The 16,968-nt window shown below is 72.8% G+C and carries 22 protein-coding genes, 1 pseudogene and 1 riboswitch; of the genes and pseudogenes, 10 read left to right on the top strand and 13 right to left on the bottom strand.

The annotated features are described in order from the left end of the window. Window positions 1–2: 2 nt before the first annotated feature. The 3 genes from ACH5AF_RS05755 to ACH5AF_RS05745 form a co-directional block, all read right to left on the bottom strand. Window positions 3–884: a siderophore-interacting protein gene (locus tag ACH5AF_RS05755; RefSeq protein WP_398900164.1), complete on the bottom strand. Its 882-nt coding sequence runs from the start codon at window positions 882–884 to the stop codon at window positions 3–5. A gap of 367 nt (window positions 885–1,251) precedes the next feature. Further along, a complete protein-coding gene (locus ACH5AF_RS05750) occupies window positions 1,252–1,449 on the bottom strand; it encodes a hypothetical protein (RefSeq protein WP_398900163.1) in 198 nt (65 codons plus the stop codon). 97 nt (window positions 1,450–1,546) lie between these two features. Continuing rightward, entirely contained in the window at window positions 1,547–1,933 is a 387-nt protein-coding gene (locus ACH5AF_RS05745) for an ArsR/SmtB family transcription factor (protein ID WP_398900162.1), read from the bottom strand. Between the two features lie 121 nt (window positions 1,934–2,054). On the opposite strand from ACH5AF_RS05745, the gene ACH5AF_RS05740 reads away from it, so the two are divergent. After that, complete coding sequence (locus tag ACH5AF_RS05740; protein WP_398900161.1) at window positions 2,055–4,028, top strand: heavy metal translocating P-type ATPase; 1,974 nt, start codon at window positions 2,055–2,057, stop codon at window positions 4,026–4,028. Between the two features lie 509 nt (window positions 4,029–4,537). Here the strand turns inward: ACH5AF_RS05740 and ACH5AF_RS05735 are convergent. The 8 genes from ACH5AF_RS05735 to ACH5AF_RS05700 all read right to left on the bottom strand — a co-directional run bounded on the left by ACH5AF_RS05735 (window position 4,538) and on the right by ACH5AF_RS05700 (window position 10,628). Continuing rightward, window positions 4,538–5,371 carry an energy-coupling factor ABC transporter ATP-binding protein gene (locus tag ACH5AF_RS05735; protein WP_398900160.1) on the bottom strand — a complete coding sequence of 278 codons (834 nt, stop codon included), beginning with the start codon at window positions 5,369–5,371 and terminating at the stop codon, window positions 4,538–4,540. Next, window positions 5,368–6,117: a cobalt ECF transporter T component CbiQ gene (cbiQ, locus tag ACH5AF_RS05730; RefSeq protein WP_398900159.1), complete on the bottom strand. Its 750-nt coding sequence runs from the start codon at window positions 6,115–6,117 to the stop codon at window positions 5,368–5,370. Before cbiQ ends, ACH5AF_RS05735 begins: the two co-directional genes overlap by 4 nt. Before the next feature lie 6 nt (window positions 6,118–6,123). Then, on the bottom strand, window positions 6,124–6,591 hold the full coding sequence (locus ACH5AF_RS05725) for an energy-coupling factor ABC transporter substrate-binding protein (RefSeq protein WP_398900158.1): 468 nt from the start codon (window positions 6,589–6,591) through the stop codon (window positions 6,124–6,126). Further along, the gene (locus ACH5AF_RS05720) at window positions 6,588–7,277 is read right to left on the bottom strand and encodes an energy-coupling factor ABC transporter permease (protein WP_398900157.1); all 690 of its coding nucleotides are present in this window, start codon (window positions 7,275–7,277) and stop codon (window positions 6,588–6,590) included. The genes ACH5AF_RS05725 and ACH5AF_RS05720 overlap by 4 nt, the downstream gene beginning before the upstream one ends. Before the next feature lie 28 nt (window positions 7,278–7,305). Next, window positions 7,306–7,503, bottom strand: a riboswitch (cobalamin riboswitch). Window positions 7,504–7,604: 101 nt separating this feature from the next. Then, on the bottom strand, window positions 7,605–8,018 hold the full coding sequence (locus ACH5AF_RS05715) for a PTS-dependent dihydroxyacetone kinase phosphotransferase subunit DhaM (RefSeq protein ID WP_398900156.1): 414 nt from the start codon (window positions 8,016–8,018) through the stop codon (window positions 7,605–7,607). Further along, on the bottom strand, window positions 8,015–8,629 hold the full coding sequence (gene dhaL, locus ACH5AF_RS05710; protein ID WP_398900155.1) for a dihydroxyacetone kinase subunit DhaL: 615 nt from the start codon (window positions 8,627–8,629) through the stop codon (window positions 8,015–8,017). Before dhaL ends, ACH5AF_RS05715 begins: the two co-directional genes overlap by 4 nt. A gap of 47 nt (window positions 8,630–8,676) precedes the next feature. Continuing rightward, a complete protein-coding gene (gene dhaK, locus ACH5AF_RS05705) occupies window positions 8,677–9,669 on the bottom strand; it encodes a dihydroxyacetone kinase subunit DhaK (protein ID WP_398900154.1) in 993 nt (330 codons plus the stop codon). Window positions 9,670–10,217: 548 nt separating this feature from the next. Next, window positions 10,218–10,628, bottom strand: a complete 411-nt coding sequence (locus ACH5AF_RS05700) for a four-helix bundle copper-binding protein (protein WP_215180100.1) — start codon at window positions 10,626–10,628, stop codon at window positions 10,218–10,220. Between the two features lie 420 nt (window positions 10,629–11,048). Between ACH5AF_RS05700 and ACH5AF_RS05695 the strand changes: the two genes are divergently transcribed. From ACH5AF_RS05695 to ACH5AF_RS05660, 8 genes are all read left to right on the top strand, one after another. Continuing rightward, window positions 11,049–11,348, top strand: a complete 300-nt coding sequence (locus tag ACH5AF_RS05695) for a gas vesicle protein (RefSeq protein WP_398900153.1) — start codon at window positions 11,049–11,051, stop codon at window positions 11,346–11,348. Between the two features lie 68 nt (window positions 11,349–11,416). Further along, window positions 11,417–11,851, top strand: a complete 435-nt coding sequence (locus tag ACH5AF_RS05690) for a gas vesicle structural protein GvpA (protein ID WP_398900152.1) — start codon at window positions 11,417–11,419, stop codon at window positions 11,849–11,851. 3 nt (window positions 11,852–11,854) lie between these two features. Beyond that, window positions 11,855–12,568, top strand: a complete 714-nt coding sequence (locus ACH5AF_RS05685) for a GvpL/GvpF family gas vesicle protein (protein ID WP_398900151.1) — start codon at window positions 11,855–11,857, stop codon at window positions 12,566–12,568. Window positions 12,569–12,599: 31 nt separating this feature from the next. Continuing rightward, on the top strand, window positions 12,600–12,857 hold the full coding sequence (locus ACH5AF_RS05680; protein WP_398900150.1) for a gas vesicle protein GvpG: 258 nt from the start codon (window positions 12,600–12,602) through the stop codon (window positions 12,855–12,857). A 203-nt stretch (window positions 12,858–13,060) separates the two neighbouring features. Further along, window positions 13,061–13,561: a gas vesicle protein gene (locus tag ACH5AF_RS05675; RefSeq protein WP_398900148.1), complete on the top strand. Its 501-nt coding sequence runs from the start codon at window positions 13,061–13,063 to the stop codon at window positions 13,559–13,561. Beyond that, window positions 13,558–14,388 (top strand): GvpL/GvpF family gas vesicle protein, encoded by an 831-nt coding sequence (locus ACH5AF_RS05670; protein WP_398900147.1) that lies wholly within the window; start codon window positions 13,558–13,560, stop codon window positions 14,386–14,388. The genes ACH5AF_RS05675 and ACH5AF_RS05670 overlap by 4 nt, the downstream gene beginning before the upstream one ends. Further along, a complete protein-coding gene (locus ACH5AF_RS05665; protein WP_398900146.1) occupies window positions 14,385–14,591 on the top strand; it encodes a gas vesicle protein in 207 nt (68 codons plus the stop codon). Before ACH5AF_RS05670 ends, ACH5AF_RS05665 begins: the two co-directional genes overlap by 4 nt. Beyond that, a complete protein-coding gene (locus ACH5AF_RS05660) occupies window positions 14,585–14,950 on the top strand; it encodes a gas vesicle protein K (RefSeq protein ID WP_398900145.1) in 366 nt (121 codons plus the stop codon). The genes ACH5AF_RS05665 and ACH5AF_RS05660 overlap by 7 nt, the downstream gene beginning before the upstream one ends. Window positions 14,951–15,229: 279 nt before the next feature. Here the strand turns inward: ACH5AF_RS05660 and ACH5AF_RS05655 are convergent. Next, window positions 15,230–15,295: pseudogene (locus ACH5AF_RS05655) on the bottom strand (hypothetical protein); the annotation flags it as partial. 81 nt (window positions 15,296–15,376) lie between these two features. Next, window positions 15,377–15,940, bottom strand: coding sequence for a rhodanese-like domain-containing protein (locus ACH5AF_RS05650; RefSeq protein ID WP_398900144.1), 564 nt, complete (start codon window positions 15,938–15,940; stop codon window positions 15,377–15,379). A 458-nt stretch (window positions 15,941–16,398) separates the two neighbouring features. Between ACH5AF_RS05650 and ACH5AF_RS05645 the strand changes: the two genes are divergently transcribed. Beyond that, window positions 16,399–16,833, top strand: a complete 435-nt coding sequence (locus ACH5AF_RS05645) for a hypothetical protein (RefSeq protein WP_398900143.1) — start codon at window positions 16,399–16,401, stop codon at window positions 16,831–16,833. Window positions 16,834–16,968: the final 135 nt, after the last annotated feature.

Below are 16,968 nucleotides of genomic sequence, written 5' to 3'. Positions count from 1 at the left end.
GGTCAGTCCCTCGCGCCCGGTGCCTCGGCGAGCCGTTCCTGCGCCTCGGCCAGATCCTCCTCGGTCGGGGCGTCGTCCTGGGTGAGGCGCGCACGCCAGTAGCCGGTGAACTCCACCGACCGCCTCGTCATGCCCCGTTCCTCGACGAGGTGCCTGCGCAGCGCCCGTACCGCGCCCGCCTCCCCGGCGAGCCACGCCCGCGCCGGTGCGTCGTCGAACGTGGCCCCCCGTACGGCCGCGACCAGCGGTTCGCCGTGCGCCGCCGGGCGACCGCCGCCAGTGTGACGGTGCAGCCAGTGCACCGTCACCCCGGCCGCGGTCGCGAACGACTGCTCGTCGGCCCGCTCGGGCACCTCGATGAAGGCCACCGCCCGAGCGCTGCGCGGCAGGGCCTCCAGCAGTGTCCCGATCGAGGGCAGTGCCGACTCGTCCCCGGCGAGCAGCAGCGAGCCCGTGCCGCCGCGCGGCGGGTGCGCGGCGAAGTACTCCGACGGCCCGAACATGCCCAGCGTGTCGCCGCGGCGCGCGGCGGCGGCCCAGCGCGTCGCCGGTCCGCCGTCGTCGTGCAGGACGAAGTCGATGTCGATCTCCCCGTCCTGCGGCCGGTGCGTACGGATCGTGTAGCTGCGCATCCAGGGCCGCTCGGCCTCTGGGATCGCGGAGTATGCCGCGTACCAGCGCATCACGTCACCGTCGGCGCCCGGCTCCGGCAGCCGGGGCGTCTGTCGGCCGTTCCGTGGGAAGTACAGCTTCACCTGCTGGTCCGGGCCATGGAGACGCAGGTCGGTGAGACCCGGGCCGCCGAAGGTGACACGGACCATGTGCGGGGTCAGCCGGCGGACGGCGGTGACACGGATATGACGGACCGGCAGGGGCTGGGGCATCGGATCTCCCGGACGAGGACGGTACGGATCGGGCTCACACCGTCGCAGCGGCTGCCGACACGCGGCCGACAGCTCACCGACACCGACACCGACACCGACACCGACACCGACACCGACACCGACTCCGACACCGACACCGACTCCGGCACCGACACCGCCACGGCCGGAAGGCTGGGCAGAGAGGTCGGGTCGTGGCACGGCCGGAGCCGGACGAGGGGCGCGGCACAACGATTTCGCCGCCGCACGGTTGCGGCGCGCAATGGTGGTCAGCCGTCCCCGGCGCGACGCGCGGTCGTTACAGCTGAGCCACCGCGGTGGCCCGGAACCGTGGTCAGCCGTCCCCGGCGCGACGCGCGGTCGTGACAGCTCAGCGCACCGCGACGAGCCGGCCCGAGGCGACCACGTTCCCGTCGCAGCCCGTGCGCTCGGAGTACGCGCCGCAGGTGATCAGCCGGATCTCCGCGTCCATGCCGTCCGCGCAGACCCGCTCCGCCGGGAAGTCCTCCTGCCGGAACACCGCGAGGGCACCGACGCCGGGAGCGGCCCGTCGGGCCTGCCACTTCAAGAGCGCCGAAGGGCCGCCACCCGCCCGACCTGCCCGGCCGCGACCTGCGTCGCGAGCCGCCGCCCGTGCCGGGAGCCGCCGCCCGTGTCGGGAGGTGTCAGGCGCGTCCGGTGGTGTCCTCGGCGGAGTCCGGCTCGGGCAAGTCGCGTGCGCCCAGGCGCAGATGCTCGATGTGGTAGACGGCCTCGTCCAGGAGCTGGGCGACATGCGCGTCGTAGAGGCTGTACTCGATCCGGCGGCCCTGGCGCGTCCCGGTGACCAGACCCAGTGTGCGCAGGAGACGCAACTGATGGGAGACCGCCGACTGTTCCATGTCGACCGCGGCCGCGAGCTCCGTCACTCCGCAGGGGCCTTGGCGCAGGCGCGTGAGGATCATCAGCCGCGAGGGGGTGGCCAGGGCCTGGAGCGTGGCGGCGATCGTCGCCGCGGAGTCCGCGTCCAGGTGGGCGACCGGTGTGGTGCCGCTGCTGACTCCGTGTCCCATGCCGCACATCGTAGCTGTGCGATCAATCGCATGAATGAAGACCTCTTCATATGTTCCGCTATGGTGGTGCTGTCAGCCGAGACGGCTCCGCCCCGCGCGGACCAGGAGAAGAGGTGTCCCGATGGTTCCCCCGACCTCGCCGACCACCGCGCCCGTGCACACGGTGCGGCGGGCCCTGCCCGCCGCACCGCCGGCCGGGCCGCGCACCCGGCTGTTCGCCCTGGTCGAGGTCCGATGGGCCGCCCTGTCCGCCGTCGCGTTCCTGTGCGCGCTGCCGCTCGACCTCGCCGGGGCACCGGCCTGGGCCTGGGGCCCGCTCTACGCCCTGTGCTACGCGGCCGGCGGCTGGGAACCGGGCCTCGCCGGCCTCCAGGCCCTGCGGGAGAAGACGCTCGACGTCGATCTGCTGATGGTGGTCGCCGCCATCGGCGCCGCGGCCATCGGGCAGTACCTCGACGGCGGTCTTCTCATCGTCATCTTCGCGACGTCCGGCGCGCTGGAAGCGCTCGCGACCCGGCGGACCGCCGACTCCGTCCGCGGACTGCTCGACCTCGCCCCGGCCCGCGCCACACGCATGGCCGACGACCGGCCCGACGAGTGGGACACGGTCGGTGTCGCCGACCTGAGGGTCGGCGACACCGTGCTCGTACGGCCCGGCGAGCGGCTGCCCGCCGACGGTACGGTCATCGACGGCGCGAGCGAGGTCGACCAGGCCACCATCACCGGCGAACCCCTGCCCGTGGACCGCCACGCCGGCGACCCGGTCTTCGCGGGCACCCTCAACGGCACCGGCTCCCTGCGCATCCGCGTTGACACGGACCCCGCCCGGTCCGTCATCGCACGCATCGTCGCCATGGTCGAGGAGGCGAGCGCCACCAAGGCGCCCACCCAGCTGTTCATCGAGAAGGTCGAACAGCGTTACTCGACCGGCGTCGTGATCGCGACGCTCGCCCTGCTCGCCGTGCCGCTCGCCCTCGGCGCCGACTTCACGAGCACCCTGCTGCGGTCCATGACCTTCATGATCGTCGCCTCGCCGTGCGCCGTCGTGCTCGCCACCATGCCGCCGCTTCTCTCCGCCATCGCCAACGCCGGACGGCACGGTGTGCTCGTCAAGTCCGCCGTGGCGATGGAGCGTCTGGGCGAGATCGACCGGGCCGCGCTGGACAAGACCGGCACCCTGACGGAGGGCGCGCCGCGCGTCGCCGAGGTGCGGGTGCTGCCGGACGTCCGCCTCACCGAGGAGCGTGTGCTCGTGCTGGCCGCCGCGGCCGAGGTCCCGAGCGAGCATCCGCTCGGGCGCGCCGTCGTCGCGGCCGCCCGCGAACGGGGCCTGCGGCTGCCCGCGGCGCGGGAGTTCGACTCCGCTCCCGGGCGCGGCGTGTCGGCGAACGTCGACGGCGCCAAGGTGCGGGTGGGCAGCCCCGCCGCCCTGCTCGCCGAGGCGTGCCCCGCGGTCGCCGCGGTGGAGGCCGAGGGCCGAACCGCCGTCGTCGTCGAGGCCGATGGCGCGCCGGTGGCCGTGCTCGCCGTCGCCGACCGGCTCCGGTCCGGAGCGCCGCAGGCGATCGCCGCGCTCACCCGCCTCACGGGCCGTACGCCGACACTGCTGACCGGCGACAACGCCCGCGCGGCCGATCGTGTTGCGGCCGAGGCGGGTATCGAGGACGTACGGGGCGGACTGCTGCCCGAGGACAAGGTCGCTGCCGTGCGCGAGTGGCAGGCGGCGGGGGAGAAGGTGCTGATCGTCGGCGACGGCGTGAACGACGCCCCCGCGCTGGCCGCAGCCCACACCGGCATCGCGATGGGCCGCGCGGGCTCCGACCTGGCTCTGGAGAGCGCGGACGCGGTGGTCGTACGGGACGAACTGGCCACCGTCCCAGCCGTCGTGGCGCTCTCGCGGCGCGCCCGCCGGCTGGTGGTGCAGAACCTGGCGATCGCTTCGGCCTGCATCGGCGTGCTGGTGGTGTGGGACCTGGCGGGCCATCTGCCCCTGCCGCTGGGCGTGGCGGGCCACGAGGGCTCCACGGTCCTGGTCGCCCTCAACGGTCTACGCCTGCTGCGGGAGTCGTCCTGGCGGGATGCGACCGGGGCGTGACGCGGGGCCACGCGGTGGTGCGGGAGCCTGCCGGCAGCGAGCGCCGAGGGGGCTGGGCCCCGGTTGACCGGCCAGTCCGGCCAGGCCCGGTGCCTTGAGGCCCCAGGCGGCGTGGGCGTCAGGCTGGTGACCCTGGTGGGCGGCCTGGCCCCGAACCCCGGTGCACCGCTCGTCCGGCCGGTGGGCGGCCTGGCCGGTGTGTGGCGCCGGCCCGGTGTGTGCGCTGGTCCGCCGGGTGGCCTGGTTCGGCGGGCGTCTGGCCAAGCCCTGGCCGGTGTGTGGCGGGTGGCTCGCTCCGGCGGGGGCCCCGCCCCGGCAGCGGCCCGGTTCCGGCAGGCAGCGGCCCAATGGTCAGGCGCATTGCGTCGGGCGGCCGGTCCAGCAGTGGCCCGGTCCCGCAGGCGCTCGGAGCCGCTACCCATGCCCCTGCGGCCCGCCCCCTCCGCACAGCGTCCGGTACTGCCCGGCCGGGCACGGGCAGCGGACGTCCCCGATGCGCCCTCCCGGCGTCAGGCCCGAGCCGCTCCCGAGATCCAGCGGGACAGGTCCTCCGAGGTACGGGGGCCCGTCTCCGCCGGCGCCAGCAGGCCATGCGACCGCAGCAGCTCCGTCACCGCCGTGCCCCACGGCCTCCGCAGGCGCGCCGCGTCCAACAGCGCCTGGTCCGCCAGGAGATCCGCGACCGGACCTGTGCGCAGGCCCGTGGGCGCGAGCACGGCCGCCTCGTCCGCCCAGCGCAGTGCCAGGTCCACATCATGGGTCGCCATCACCACGGTCGTACCGGAAGCACCCAGCGAGCCCAGGACCTCCAGCAGCCTCTCCTGACCGTGCGGGTCGAGCCCCGCGGTCGGCTCGTCGAGGATCAGCACCCGCGGCCGCATCGCCACCGCGCCGGCGATCGCCGCCCGTTTGCGCTGCCCGTACGAGAGCAGGTGTGTCGGCCGGTCCGCCAGCCCCACGATGTCCATGGCCGCCAGCGCCTCGTCCACCCGGGCGCGTACCTGCTCCTCCGTCAGACCGAGGTTCATGGGGCCGAACGACACGTCCTGTTCGACCGACGCCGCGAACAACTGGTCGTCGGGGTCCTGCACCACCAGCTGTACGCTCGTCCGCAGGCGGGTCAGCCCGGCGCGGTCGTACGTCACGGGTTCGCCGTCCAGCCGCAGCTGTCCCGTCACCGGGCGCAGTCCGCCGCTCAGCAGCCGTAGCAGGGTGGTCTTTCCGCTGCCGTTGCGCCCCAGCAGCGCCGTGGAGCGGCCCTCGGCGAGCGCGAAACCGACGCCGCTCAGCACGGCGGGCCCGTCCTCGTAGGCGAAACCGGCGTCCACGAGCTCAACGATCACAGGACGAACCTTTCCAGCAGGTGGGTGAGCAGCACGATGCTCGCCAGCAGCGCGGCGACGGAGGCGAGGAAGGGACGCGACACGGACGACCGGGGCACCAGAACCCGCAGCGTGCCGTCGTAGCCACGTCCGGCGAGCCCCGCCTGCAGGCGCTCCGCCCGGTCGAAGGCGCGGACGAACGCGGTCGCGCCCAGCCCGGCCAGCGAGCGCCACGCCGCCGCCCGGCTCGTGTGACCCAGGCGGGCGGCCTGTGCCTGCCGGACCCGGGTGATCGCGTCCAGCAGCAGGAAACTGATCCGGTACATCACCAGCGCCACGTCCACCACCGCCGGCGGCACTCCGGCGCGCACCAGCCGGGGCAGGGCGTCGGAGACCGGTGTGGTGAACGCGAACAGCAACACGCCGAGTGAGGCCGCGGAGGTCCGCAGCAGCAACTCCCCGGCATGTTCGGGGCCGTCGGGCGCGAAGGACACCGGTCCCGCGGCACCGCCCACGGCGAACAGCAGCGGCAGCGCCCCGGTGACGCAGAACCCGAGCGGGATGCGGAAGGCCCGCCACAGCTGCCGGGGCGCGACCCCGGCTGGGCCCAGCAGGACGCCGAGGGCGGTGGCGGCCACGAGGACAGCGCCCGGCCACGGCGGCAGGCAGACCGCCGTGACGGTCAGCCCCAGTCCGAGGACGGCCTTCTCAAAGGGATGGCGTCGGCGCCAGCGACTGCTGTGCGCCGCCGCGTCGATGGGCAGCATCGGCGGCTAGGGCACCTTCGTGGCCGGAGCGTCGCGGCCGTCGGCCCCGGAGAGGCCGGTCCGCGCGCTGCCTGACGTCGCCTCGGTGACCTCGCCGGTCATCTCGTCGGCGGCCCCGTCGGCGAGCACGCCGGTGGTCACCTCGCCGGTGACTTCTCCGGCGCGCGCCGCGGCCCGCTCCTCGCCCTGCCTGCGCCCCCTGCGCAGACCGAAGTAGTACGCCAGCACTCCCGCGCCGAGCGCGGCCTGGAGTGAGAACAGCGCCGACTCGATCTCGCCCGACGGCGGCTCGTACAGCGGGGAGAACCACGGCTCGTAGTCCGGTTCGAGCTCCGTGATCGCCGTCTCCGCCTGCCCGTCGGATCCGGTGAACGGCTCCTCCTTGTGGTCGCCGAGCCCCAGTGCGAGCGGCAGGACGGCCAGCGCCGCCACGACCAGCAACAGCAGCGTATTGATCCTCGCGTTACGGCTCATCGGACCACGGCCTCCTTCTTCGCGCCCGGGACCAGGACGCCGAGCCGGGCAAGGTCGCCCTTGCTGGACTGGCTGAGCAGCCGCATCACCAGCACGGTGAGCAGCCCCTCGCTCACCGCGAGCGGGATCTGCGTGAGTGCGAAGATGCCGCCGAACTTCGCGAGCGCGCCCGCGAATCCGCTGCTCGGGTCGGGGAACGCGAGTGCCAGCTGCACGCTGGTGACGCAGTACGTCGACAGGTCGGCCATGAACGCGCCGAAGAACACGGCCATCATCAGCGGGACGCCGGAGCGCCGCAGCAGCCGGTAGACCCCGTAACCGGCCCACGGGCCGACGATCGCCAAGGAGAACACGTTGGCGCCGAGCGTCGTGAGGCCGCCGTGCGCCAGCAACAGCGCCTGGAACAACAGGGTGATCGTGCCGAGCACCGCCATGATCGGCGGCCGGAACAGGATCGCGCCGAGTCCCGTTCCGGTCGGATGCGAGCAGCTGCCCGTCACCGACGGGATCTTCAGCGCGGAGAGCACGAACGTGAAGGCACCGGACGCGCCGAGCAGCAGGGTGGACTCCGGGTGGTCCCTGACTTCACGGGTCAGGGCGCGTACACCGTGGACGACGAACGGGGCGGCCGCGACGCCCCAGGCGGCGGCGTGCAACGGGGGCAGATACCCCTCGGCTATATGCATGGTCGGGAGACCCTCTCCAGCACCTCGTGGATGGACAGCGCGCCCTGGCCGGTCTCCTGGCTGACGGGTCATGCCGCCCGTGACTCCGCCTTCCCAGGTACCGCGGACTCCCGCGGTTGCCCAGTGACTTCCCCTGAGGGGGTGGAGCCGGACTTCCCGATCACAGTGGCGAGGGCCGCACCGGTACTTCACCGGTTTCCCGAACACCAAGGCTCCGTGACAGTAGTGCGCCGACCAGCGACATCACAAGCCGCGCACGGGTGCACCGGCCCGCTGCCGGGTGAGCCGTTCGCCACACCCGGCCGCACGGGCCCCACCTGCCACTCCTCACTCCTTGCGGTAGCCGTACGCCTCCGAGGCCGCCGCCTCCACCGCGTCCAGGTCGCCCCCGGCCGAAGCGGTCACCACCGCGGCCACCGCGCCCTCGAGGAAGGGCGCGTCCACCAGCCGTGTGCCGTCGGGCAGTTCGTCGCCCTCGGCGAGCAGGGCCTTCACCGTGAGCACGGCACTGCCCAGATCGACCAGCACGGCCACGCCCGCGCCACCGTCCACCTCCGCTGCCGCGGCCGAGATCAACTCCGAGCTGGTGCCGAGGCCGCCGTCCGGCGTGCCGCCCGCCGCGGCGACCGGGGCGAGCTCACCGCCGCCCGCAAGACCGCGTGCCAGAGCGGCGACCGAACGCGCCACGTCCGCGCTGTGCGACACCAGCACGATCCCGACCCGTCGGCTGTCGCCGCTCATCCGGCCGCCTCCGCCGTCTCGGCGAGCGCCGCCACGAGCAGCGCCGACGACGTCGCCCCCGGATCCTGATGCCCGATGCTCCGCTCCCCGAGATAGCTGGCCCTGCCCTTGCGCGCCTGTAGCGGCACCGTCGCCACCGCCCCTTGTTCGGCCGCCTCACGAGCCGCGGCGAACGACTGTGTGCTGTCGCCGAGCGCGGCGACGGCCGGCTCCAGAGCGTCCAGCATCGTCTTGTCGCCCGCCTTGGCGCCGCCCAGCTGGGCCACGGCCGCGACCCCCGCCCTCAGCGCCTCGGCCAGCTGCCCTGCGCTCACCTCGGCGTCGTCGCCCAGTGCCTTGCCGGTCCGCCGCAGCAGCGTCCCGTACAGCGGCCCGGAAGCCCCGCCCACTGTCGAGATCAACTGCCGCCCCGCCAGGACCAGTACGGCTCCGGGAGCGGCCGGCACCTCCTTCTCCAAGGCCGCGACGACCGCCGCGAACCCGCGCTGGAGGTTGCTTCCGTGATCGGCGTCGCCGATCGCGGAATCCAGCTCGGTCAGATGGTCGGCCTCGCGGTCCACGGCCGCGGCGGCGGTCGTGAGCCAGCGGCGGAAGAATGGGGCGTCGAGCACGGGAGACTCCTGGGATCGGATCACCGGTCGGGCGGCGGGGCGGACGCTCAGCGTCCCCACCGCAGGGCGGGCGTCTGCACCGGCGCGTCCCACAGCCTCAGCAGCTCCTCGTCCACCTGGCACAGCGTCACCGAGCAGCCCGACATGTCGAGCGAGGTGACGTAGTTGCCGACGAGCGTGCGGGCCACCACGACGTCGCGTTCGGTGAGCACCCGCTGCACCTCGGCGTTGAAGCCGTACAGCTCCAGCAGAGGAGTGCCGCCCATCCCGTTGACGAGCGCGATCACCGGGCGGGTGGGGCGCAGGTCGTCGAGGACCGCGCCGACGGCGAAGTCCGCGATCTCCCGTGCCGTCATCATCGCCCGCCGCTCCCGGCCCGGCTCGCCGTGGATGCCGACGCCCAACTCCAGCTCACCTGGCGGAAGATCGAAGGTGGGGCCGCCCTTGGCGGGGGTACTGCACGCGCTGAGCGCGACCCCGAAGCTGCGGGAGGACGCGTTCACCTGCCGGGCGATGGACTCGACCCGCTCCAGCGGGGCGCCTTCCTCGGCGGCGGCGCCCGCGATCTTCTCCACGAACAGGGTCGCACCGGTGCCGCGCCGGCCCGCCGTGTACAGACTGTCGGTCACGGCGACGTCGTCGTCGACCAGCACGGTGGCGAGCCGCACACCCTCGTCCTCGGCGAGCTCGGCCGCCATCTGGAAGTTGAGCACGTCACCGGTGTAGTTCTTGACGACGAACAGCACGCCCTCGCCGCTCTCGACAGCGGCGGCGGCCCGCACCATCTGGTCGGGCACGGGGCTCGTGAACACTTCACCCGGACAGGCCCCGTCCAGCATCCCGGGCCCGACGAACCCGCCGTGCAACGGCTCGTGCCCCGATCCGCCTCCGGAGACGAGCGCCACCTTTCCGGCGACCGGTGCGTCCCGCCGGATGATCACGCGGTTGTCCACGTCGACGTTGAGCTCGGGAAACGCGGCGGCCATCCCGCGCAGCGCGTCCGCGACGACGGTCTCCGGCACGTTGATGAGCATCCTCAAGGGTTCCTCCTGGGGAAGTTGCCGGCCAGGCCCCTGCTGAAGAGGGTTTGCCTGGTCGTCGGGTGTGTACGGGGCCGGCCGTGGCCCTGAGCGGTCGTCGGTCGGCGTCGGACGGGTGGTTTCTGGTGGGGCTGATGCTGTTTTCCCGAATGTCTGTCAGGCGCTTCGCCTGACATCGGCAGGCCCGGCGACAACATCCAGTATCGGAATCCAGTATCGGAGAAATGCGCCAGATCGGGGGAACGACGCCTCGATCGCGTCAGGGTTCCACCGAGATTCTCACTCGGTGTCGGGCTCGCTTCCGCGACGTGGACCAGTGGTCCTCTCGTGTGCGCACACCCGGGCGGCGGGCGTTGTACCCCTACTGAATCGGCGAAGGGGCCGGCTGGGAAGACCTCCCGGTCGGCCCTCTCGGACACATGCGTGCGTTCGGGCAGTGGGCGAGGCGCGCCGTGTGGTCTCCGGCCGCTGCCTCCGCCATGATCGCCGTGCCAAGAGGTCGGACGGTCCGCGCGCACCCCGGACGACCCTCGCCCCACGGTTGCCCGTCAGCCCAGGGTGGCGAGCAGGTCCTTGCATGCCTGTTCGCATCGGCGGCAGGCCTCGGCGCAGACGCGGCAGTGCTCGTGCATGTCCGCATGGCGCTCGCATTCGTCGGCACATGCCTTGCAGGCGGTCATGCAGGCCTGGAGCATGGCCCGGGTGATGTTGGCGTCGTAGCCGGTGTGCCGGGACAGGACCGCGCCGGTGGCGGTGCAGATGTCCGCGCAGTCCATGTCGGTGCGGATGCACTTGGTCAGGTCCCCCACCATGCCCTCGGACAGGCAGGCGTCCGCGCAGGCCGTGCACGCCTGAGCGCAGGCGATGCATTCCTCGATGCACCTGGTCATCGCGTCGCGGTCGACGCCACCCAGATCGGCGGGGTAGGTGCCCAGCATGTCCTTCACGACAGTGGCCATGGTCTCGTCTCCTTCGAGGTGGTCGACGCGGTCGCGTCGTCGGTTCGCTCTCCCCCCAGTGGAGTGACCTCTGGGCGACCGCGCAAACGGAGCGAAGAGGCGGGGGTGCGATCGGTGGGATGCCATGGGCGCACCCGCCCGCGGTAGCCGCGCAGCAGCGGCTGGAGCCGGGCCCGCAACGGGTGACGCGGGCGGGAATCGACGCGTCGACCCGGATCCTCCCGCCCTGCCGCTGCAGGCGCCCCGCCTGCGGAAAGCCGCGAGCGGCCAGGGACGAGCGAGCCCGGCCGAAGGACATCGGCCGCGACGAATACGCGGCGGTGCCGCATATGTTCGGCTCTCACGGGCACGCGCACCGAGACCGCGGCGGACGGCCGAGGCCTCCCCGGGAAAGACATGGTGACGCGTGAGGGCGGGAGCATGAACACCACTGACGGCGAAGGCGAGATGGCGGCCGAGAAGCGCATCGACGTCTCCACGGCCATGCGCCGCGCCTCCGGGCAGCTCGCGGAATTGCTCCGGTGCGAGCCCGGCGCCGTTTCCGCGTTGAGGGCCACCGACGAAGGATGGTGCGCCGACGTGGAGGTGGTCGAACTGATAAGGGTTCCCGACACCATGAGCGTCATGGCCTCCTATCGCGTCACGCTCGACGCCGACGGCCGGCTCGTCGCGTACGAGCGCAAGCACCGGTATGCGAGGGGCCAGATCGACCGCCGCTGAATCCACCGGGCCTCTGCCGGCGACGCAGCCGGCCGCGGCCCGAACCAGATCATCGGATGGAGTCCGCTGTGACACTCGTCCAGCAAAGCAGCGCAACGACCGGCACAAGCGGCTCGGGAAGTCTTTACGACGTCCTCGAACTCATACTCGACCGAGGGCTCGTCATCGACGCCTTCGTGCGCGTTTCCCTGGTCGGCATAGAAATACTCAAGATCGACGTACGGGTGGTGGTCGCCAGCGTCGACACGTATCTGAGGTTCGCCGAGGCGTGCAACCGGCTGGACCTGGAGACCGGGCGCAAAGCGCCCGGCCAGCTCACCGACATCGTCGGCGACATGAGCGAGGGCGGGGCCAAGGGCAAGTCGAAAGGCGCGCTGAGCGGCGCGGTGGAGGCCCTTACCGACTCGTTCAAGGGCGACCGCGACCAAGCCGAGGAGGAACCGCGCAAGCGTCCGGCGCGCAAGGCCGCCGGGCAGCAGACGTCCGCGAGCCGGGGGGAGTAGCCCGTGCCCACCTATGTGTACGCCATCACCCGCGCCGACCATCCGCTGCACATCGATGACGTGCCCGGTGTCGGTGACCCGCCCGCGCGGCTGCGTGCGGTCACGGCGCGGGACCTGACGGCCGTGGTCAGCGAGGCGCCGCCCGGTCTGCGCGCCAAGCGCCGCGACGTACTGGCCCACCAGCAGGTGATCGAGCGGCTGATGGGCGACGGAGCGACCCTGCCCATGCGCTTCGGTCTGCTCGGCCCCGACGACGACCAGGTGGCAGCCGTACTCGAACGGGAGCAGACCGGCTACAGCGAACGGCTCGCCGAGCTGGACGGCCATGTCGAGTTCCACCTCACGGTCTCCCGTGACGAGGACGACCTGTTGCGCGAGATCATGACGCAGTCCGAGGAGATACGGCTGCTCAACGAGCGCACACGGAACGAGCCCGTGGCCCACCACGAGCGCGTGGCACTCGGCGAGATGGTCTCCGACGCGGTGACGGCCCGCCGGCAGAGCGAGGCCGAGGAACTGGTGGCCCTGCTGGCCCCGGCCGCGGCGCGGACCGCACGGGGCGAGGGAACCGGGACCCACTTCCTCAACGTGTCGTTCCTCCTCAGAAGTGAGGACACGGCCGACTTCTCCCGGCGTGTCCGGCAGGAGGCGGAGCGGCGGGGCAGCGCCTACCAGCTCACGCTCACCGGGCCGCTGCCGCCGTACAGCTTCGTCTGACCGGCTCCGACCAGGACCGACAGGAGCAGCCATGGGACTGATCACCGGCCTCCTCACGTTCCCGCTCGCCCCCGTCCGCGGCACGGTGTGGGTGCTCGACCAGGTCGTCCTCGCCGCGGAGCGCGAGTACGACGACCCGGAGCCGATCCGCCGGGAACTGGCGGCGCTCGAACGGGACTTGACGAGCGGCCGTATCGGTGCGGAGGAGTTCGACCGGCTGGAGGACCGACTCCTGGACCGGTTGGAGGAGATCGCAGCACACCGACGGCACACGTGGAGGAACGGCTGACCGTACCGCGCCGACACCGGGCACGGGGGCGGCGTTCTTGTGGTGGCGCGCGACCGACACCGGCCACGGGGCGGCGTTCCGGCCGTGGCGAGAGAACGAGGTGCACCAGCAATGACGGACAACTGCAGGCCGGGCACAGCCCCGGCAGGAGATCGCGGCATGCCGCACGGGGGCGCGCCGGAGGCAGGGAGGAGGCGGACGCCATGACCCATCCACTCGCCGGCCGCACGACCGCCTCCCCGTACGGGCAGCAGGGCTCGTCGGCCAATCTCGCCGACATCCTGGAACGGGTCCTGGACAAGGGCATCGTCATCGCGGGAGACATCCGGATCGACCTGCTGGACATCGAGCTGCTGACCATCAAACTCCGCCTCCTCGTCGCCTCCGTGGACAAGGCGAAGGAGATGGGCATCGACTGGTGGGAGCACGACCCGTCGCTGTCCTCCCGCGCACAGCAGCCGCGGCAGGCCGCCCCCTACGGCCCTCCGACCGCCGCCGTGGACAGTGCGCAGCGCGACGCGACCACGCCCGAGCTGACGGCGGAGCAGGAGAACGCGCGGCTGCGGGCCGAACTGGCCGAACTGCGGAGGGCGGCGGGACCGACGCGGGCCGCCACCGGCACAGGCACCGGCACCGGTACAGGCACCGCCACCGGCACGAGTAGGGACCGGCACGCGACCACCGAAGGGCGTGACGAGGAGTGAACACCACAGTGGACGCACAGCCGAGCCCCACAGCCGGCGACGAGCTGTCGTATGTGTACGCGATCGGCCGGGACCACGCGGCGCTGCAACGCACCGCCGCCCTCCTCGCCGGTGTGGACGACCGGGCCGTGCGGCCGGTCACCCGTGCCGGCGGACTCGCCGCCCTCGTCTCGCACGTACCGGCCGGCATGTTCGACGCGCAGGCGTTGAAGACGCAGTTGGAGGACCTGGGCAGGCTCGAAGCCATTGCCCGGGCCCACCACGCGGTCGTCGACGCCGCCTTTGCGGCGGCGACGGTCCTGCCCATGCGGCTGGCCACGGTCTACCGGGACGACGATCGCGTGGCCGCGGTGCTGGGGGAGCGCCACGACGAGTTCGACCGGCTGCTGCGGCGGCTGGACCGGCACGTCGAGTTCGGTGTGAAGGTCTACGCCGACCCCGGCAGCGTTCCCGTGCGGCGGCGGCCGCACGAGGAGCCGACGGCCGAGAGCCCCGGGCGCGCCTATCTCCAGCAGCGGCGTGCGCAGCGGCGCACCGGCGAGGATGTCCGCCGGGCCGCCGCGGCCATGGCCGCGGACGCCGCCACGGCCGTCCGCGACCTGGCCTCCGAACGGGTGGTGCACCGCCCCCAGGAGGGCGGACTGTCCGGCCGGAGCGGCGAGAACGTGGCGAACGAGGCCTACCTCGTCCCCGCGTACAGTGCCGACGGGTTCCGGACGAGACTCGACGCGCTCGTGCGCGACACCCCGGGTGTACGGATCGAGGTCACCGGCCCCTGGGCCCCGTACTCGTTCGCGACGCCCGTCGAGGGCGGCGGTGCCGCGTGATCGGCGGCGCGCCGGAGCGGACCGGCGCGGACTCCGCCGTGGGCCGGCCGGTCGCGCTGATCGACCTGCTGGACCGACTGCTCAACGGAGGAGCGGTCGTCACCGGCGACATCGTCCTGTCCGTCGCCGACGTGGACCTGGTGCACATCAATCTGCGGGCCGTCATCCGGTCGATCACGGCGGACGAGCCCGGCCCGTGGTGAGGCGATCCGGCCCGGCCGGCCGGGCTGTCCGTACGGTCTCGACCAAGGAGGAACCAGTGAACGGCGAACCCCGTGCGACGGCGCGGCGTCTGGAGACGGATCCGGAGACGGTGGAACGGGATCTGGTCGCACTCGTGCTCACCCTGATGGAGTTGCTCCGGCAGCTGATGGAGCGAACGGCGCTCCATCGCGTCGACCAGGGCGACCTGACGGAGCATCAGGAGGAGCGTGTCGGTATGACCCTGATGATCCTCAAGGAACGGATGGACGAGCTGTGCGACCGCTACGACCTCACCGTGGATGATCTGAACATCGATCTCGGACCGCTCGGATCCCTCCTCCCGCGCGGCACCGCTTGAGTCGTCACCGGCACCGGTGTGCCTGCCCGTGCCTGCCCACGAGAACACATCGACGCCAACTGGCCCTCGGCATAGCACAGTTGATGTCCGGAGCGGGGGATCGGGGCCGGTCCGGCGGATCGTGGCCGGCGTCGGCACCGGGACCGGCCAACCGTGCCGGGCCGGCCAGGTCGCGGAACGGCAGGTGTGTGTCCTACGACGTCCAGGTCGCCGTGCGCGGTGTCCCCCGGCCCCGCCGTCGTGGTGACGGGCTGTCAGCACGACGTACTCGGCGCCGCCCCGCGTGAACAGCGCCGCCCATTGGCATGGGTCGTGGTGCCCGGCGGTGAGGGCGCCCGTTGACATGGGTGGCACCCGGCGGTGAGGCGGATGCGCACCGCAGGTGCCGTCACACCGGGCGGGGCCCGGTGTGACGGCGCGCGGTCCTCACGCGGTCAGCGAGGCGATCGTCGCGTCGAGGTCGGTGTCCTCGGAGCGGTTGTGGGGCAGCTTGGCCAGCACGCGGGCCATGCCGCAGGTGTCGGTGAGGGCGGAGAATACGAGTCCGCCCGCGATGCCCGCGGACAGGAGCCGGGCGGCGGGACGTACCCGGCCGAGGGCGAGGCCCGCCAGGACCAGGGATCCGGCGGCCAGCCGGACCTGCCGCTCCATGGCCCACGCCGTACGCGCCCCCGCGGGCCGGTGCAGGTCGTGGCCGAGCTCGACCCAGCCTTCGGTCCCGCCGGTCAGCGTCGCCGCGCTGATGCCATGGCCGACGAGTGTGCCGCACGCCTGGGCGGAGCGGGCGCCGGAGGCGCAGACGAGGAGCAGATCACCGCGGTCGGCCGCGACCCTGAGGGCGGGCAGCGCGCGGTCCAGCCGGTCGAGCGGAATGTTGTGGGCGCCCGGCAGGTGGCCGCCGGCGTACTCGCCCGGAGTGCGTACATCGATGACCGTCAGCTCGTGCAGCCGGGGGCGGGCCTCGGAGACGGACAGGGAGGAGCTCGGCATGGTCGTTTCCTTTTCCTTGTCTTCCGGGTTGTCCTGGCCTGGTTTCCCGATCGGACGTACCCCGCCCGTACGGTACCGGGAGGGGTAGGCGTCCGTGGACCGCGCCTGTCGGGAGGGACTGCCGGGCGGGACGTCCCGACGCCGCCCCGGCTGTTCGCCGCCGCCGCCGTGTTGGCCCTGCACCCCCGCGGCGCGCGAGGGCAGAGGCGGCGGGAGAACCCAAAGCCACATAAGACGATGGGCGCGGGGGGGGGGGGGGGGGGGGGGGGGGGGGGGCGCCCCCCCCGCCCCCGGGGGGGCGCCCCCCCCCCGCGGGGCCCCGGCCGGGGGGGGGGCCGGCCGCGCCCCACGGCGTGCTGTCACCCGTACGGAATTCTCTGCATGGCGCGGCGGGCAGGGCCCCCGGAGGCTCGAAGCCTGTGCGCGTCGGGCGTACGGGACAGTGGGAGGAGCAGATCATGAGCCAGCAATCACCCCCGGTCGGAGCGACGCCGCCCGTGCCGGACCCCGCAGACCGCTGGGTGACCGGCGGAGTGGCTTTCGCGGGTGTGCTGATGCTGTGCGGCGGTGTTCTGGCCGTGCTCCAGGGCATCGCCGGGATCGTCGAGGACGAGTGGTACGTACGGGTCGGTGACTACGTGTACCGGATCAGCCTCACCGGCTGGGGCTGGATCCACCTCGTCATCGGCGTTCTCGTCGCGTGCACCGGCGCCGGGGTCCTCAAGGGCGCGGAGTGGGCCCGGGTCACCGGCATCCTGCTCGCCTCCCTCAGCCTGATCACGCAGTTCCTGTTCCTGCCGTACTCCCCGATCTGGTCGGTGATCATGATCGCGCTGGACGTCTTCGTGATCTGGGCACTCGCCGCGTACCGGACCTCGGCACGGGTCGTCTGACCGGCGGCGTCCGGCACCCGTGCCGTGAACCACGCTTTCTTCAGAGGAAGTCGGACGTTCCGCCGGGTCCGGTCGCTCTCGTGACCGGCGCATCCCCGGCCACGGGACACATGCGATCCGTCGCGACAGATCGGT

The organism is Streptomyces sp. NPDC018833 (assembly GCF_044390825.1).
Classification (GTDB): domain Bacteria; phylum Actinomycetota; class Actinomycetes; order Streptomycetales; family Streptomycetaceae; genus Streptomyces.
This window is presented reverse-complemented; position numbering and strand designations above follow the sequence as displayed.

Bases quoted from the DNA above. Each gene is read 5' to 3' on its own strand.
- ACH5AF_RS05725 (WP_398900158.1), bottom strand. From the start codon at position 6,591: ATGAGCCGTAACGCGAGGATCAATACGCTGCTGTTGCTGGTCGTGGCG.
- ACH5AF_RS05700 (WP_215180100.1), bottom strand. From the start codon at position 10,628: ATGGCCACTGTCGTGAAGGACATGCTGGGCACCTACCCCGCCGATCTG.
- ACH5AF_RS05695 (WP_398900153.1), top strand. From the start codon at position 11,049: ATGAACACCACTGACGGCGAAGGCGAGATGGCGGCCGAGAAGCGCATC.
- ACH5AF_RS05745 (WP_398900162.1), bottom strand. From the start codon at position 1,933: ATGGGACACGGAGTCAGCAGCGGCACCACACCGGTCGCCCACCTGGAC.
- ACH5AF_RS05755 (WP_398900164.1), bottom strand. From the start codon at position 884: ATGCCCCAGCCCCTGCCGGTCCGTCATATCCGTGTCACCGCCGTCCGC.
- ACH5AF_RS05650 (WP_398900144.1), bottom strand. From the start codon at position 15,940: ATGCCGAGCTCCTCCCTGTCCGTCTCCGAGGCCCGCCCCCGGCTGCAC.
- ACH5AF_RS05720 (WP_398900157.1), bottom strand. From the start codon at position 7,277: ATGCATATAGCCGAGGGGTATCTGCCCCCGTTGCACGCCGCCGCCTGG.
- ACH5AF_RS05675 (WP_398900148.1), top strand. From the start codon at position 13,061: ATGACCCATCCACTCGCCGGCCGCACGACCGCCTCCCCGTACGGGCAG.
- cbiQ (WP_398900159.1), bottom strand. From the start codon at position 6,117: ATGCTGCCCATCGACGCGGCGGCGCACAGCAGTCGCTGGCGCCGACGC.
- ACH5AF_RS05645 (WP_398900143.1), top strand. From the start codon at position 16,399: ATGAGCCAGCAATCACCCCCGGTCGGAGCGACGCCGCCCGTGCCGGAC.
- ACH5AF_RS05680 (WP_398900150.1), top strand. From the start codon at position 12,600: ATGGGACTGATCACCGGCCTCCTCACGTTCCCGCTCGCCCCCGTCCGC.
- ACH5AF_RS05715 (WP_398900156.1), bottom strand. From the start codon at position 8,018: ATGAGCGGCGACAGCCGACGGGTCGGGATCGTGCTGGTGTCGCACAGC.
- ACH5AF_RS05740 (WP_398900161.1), top strand. From the start codon at position 2,055: ATGGTTCCCCCGACCTCGCCGACCACCGCGCCCGTGCACACGGTGCGG.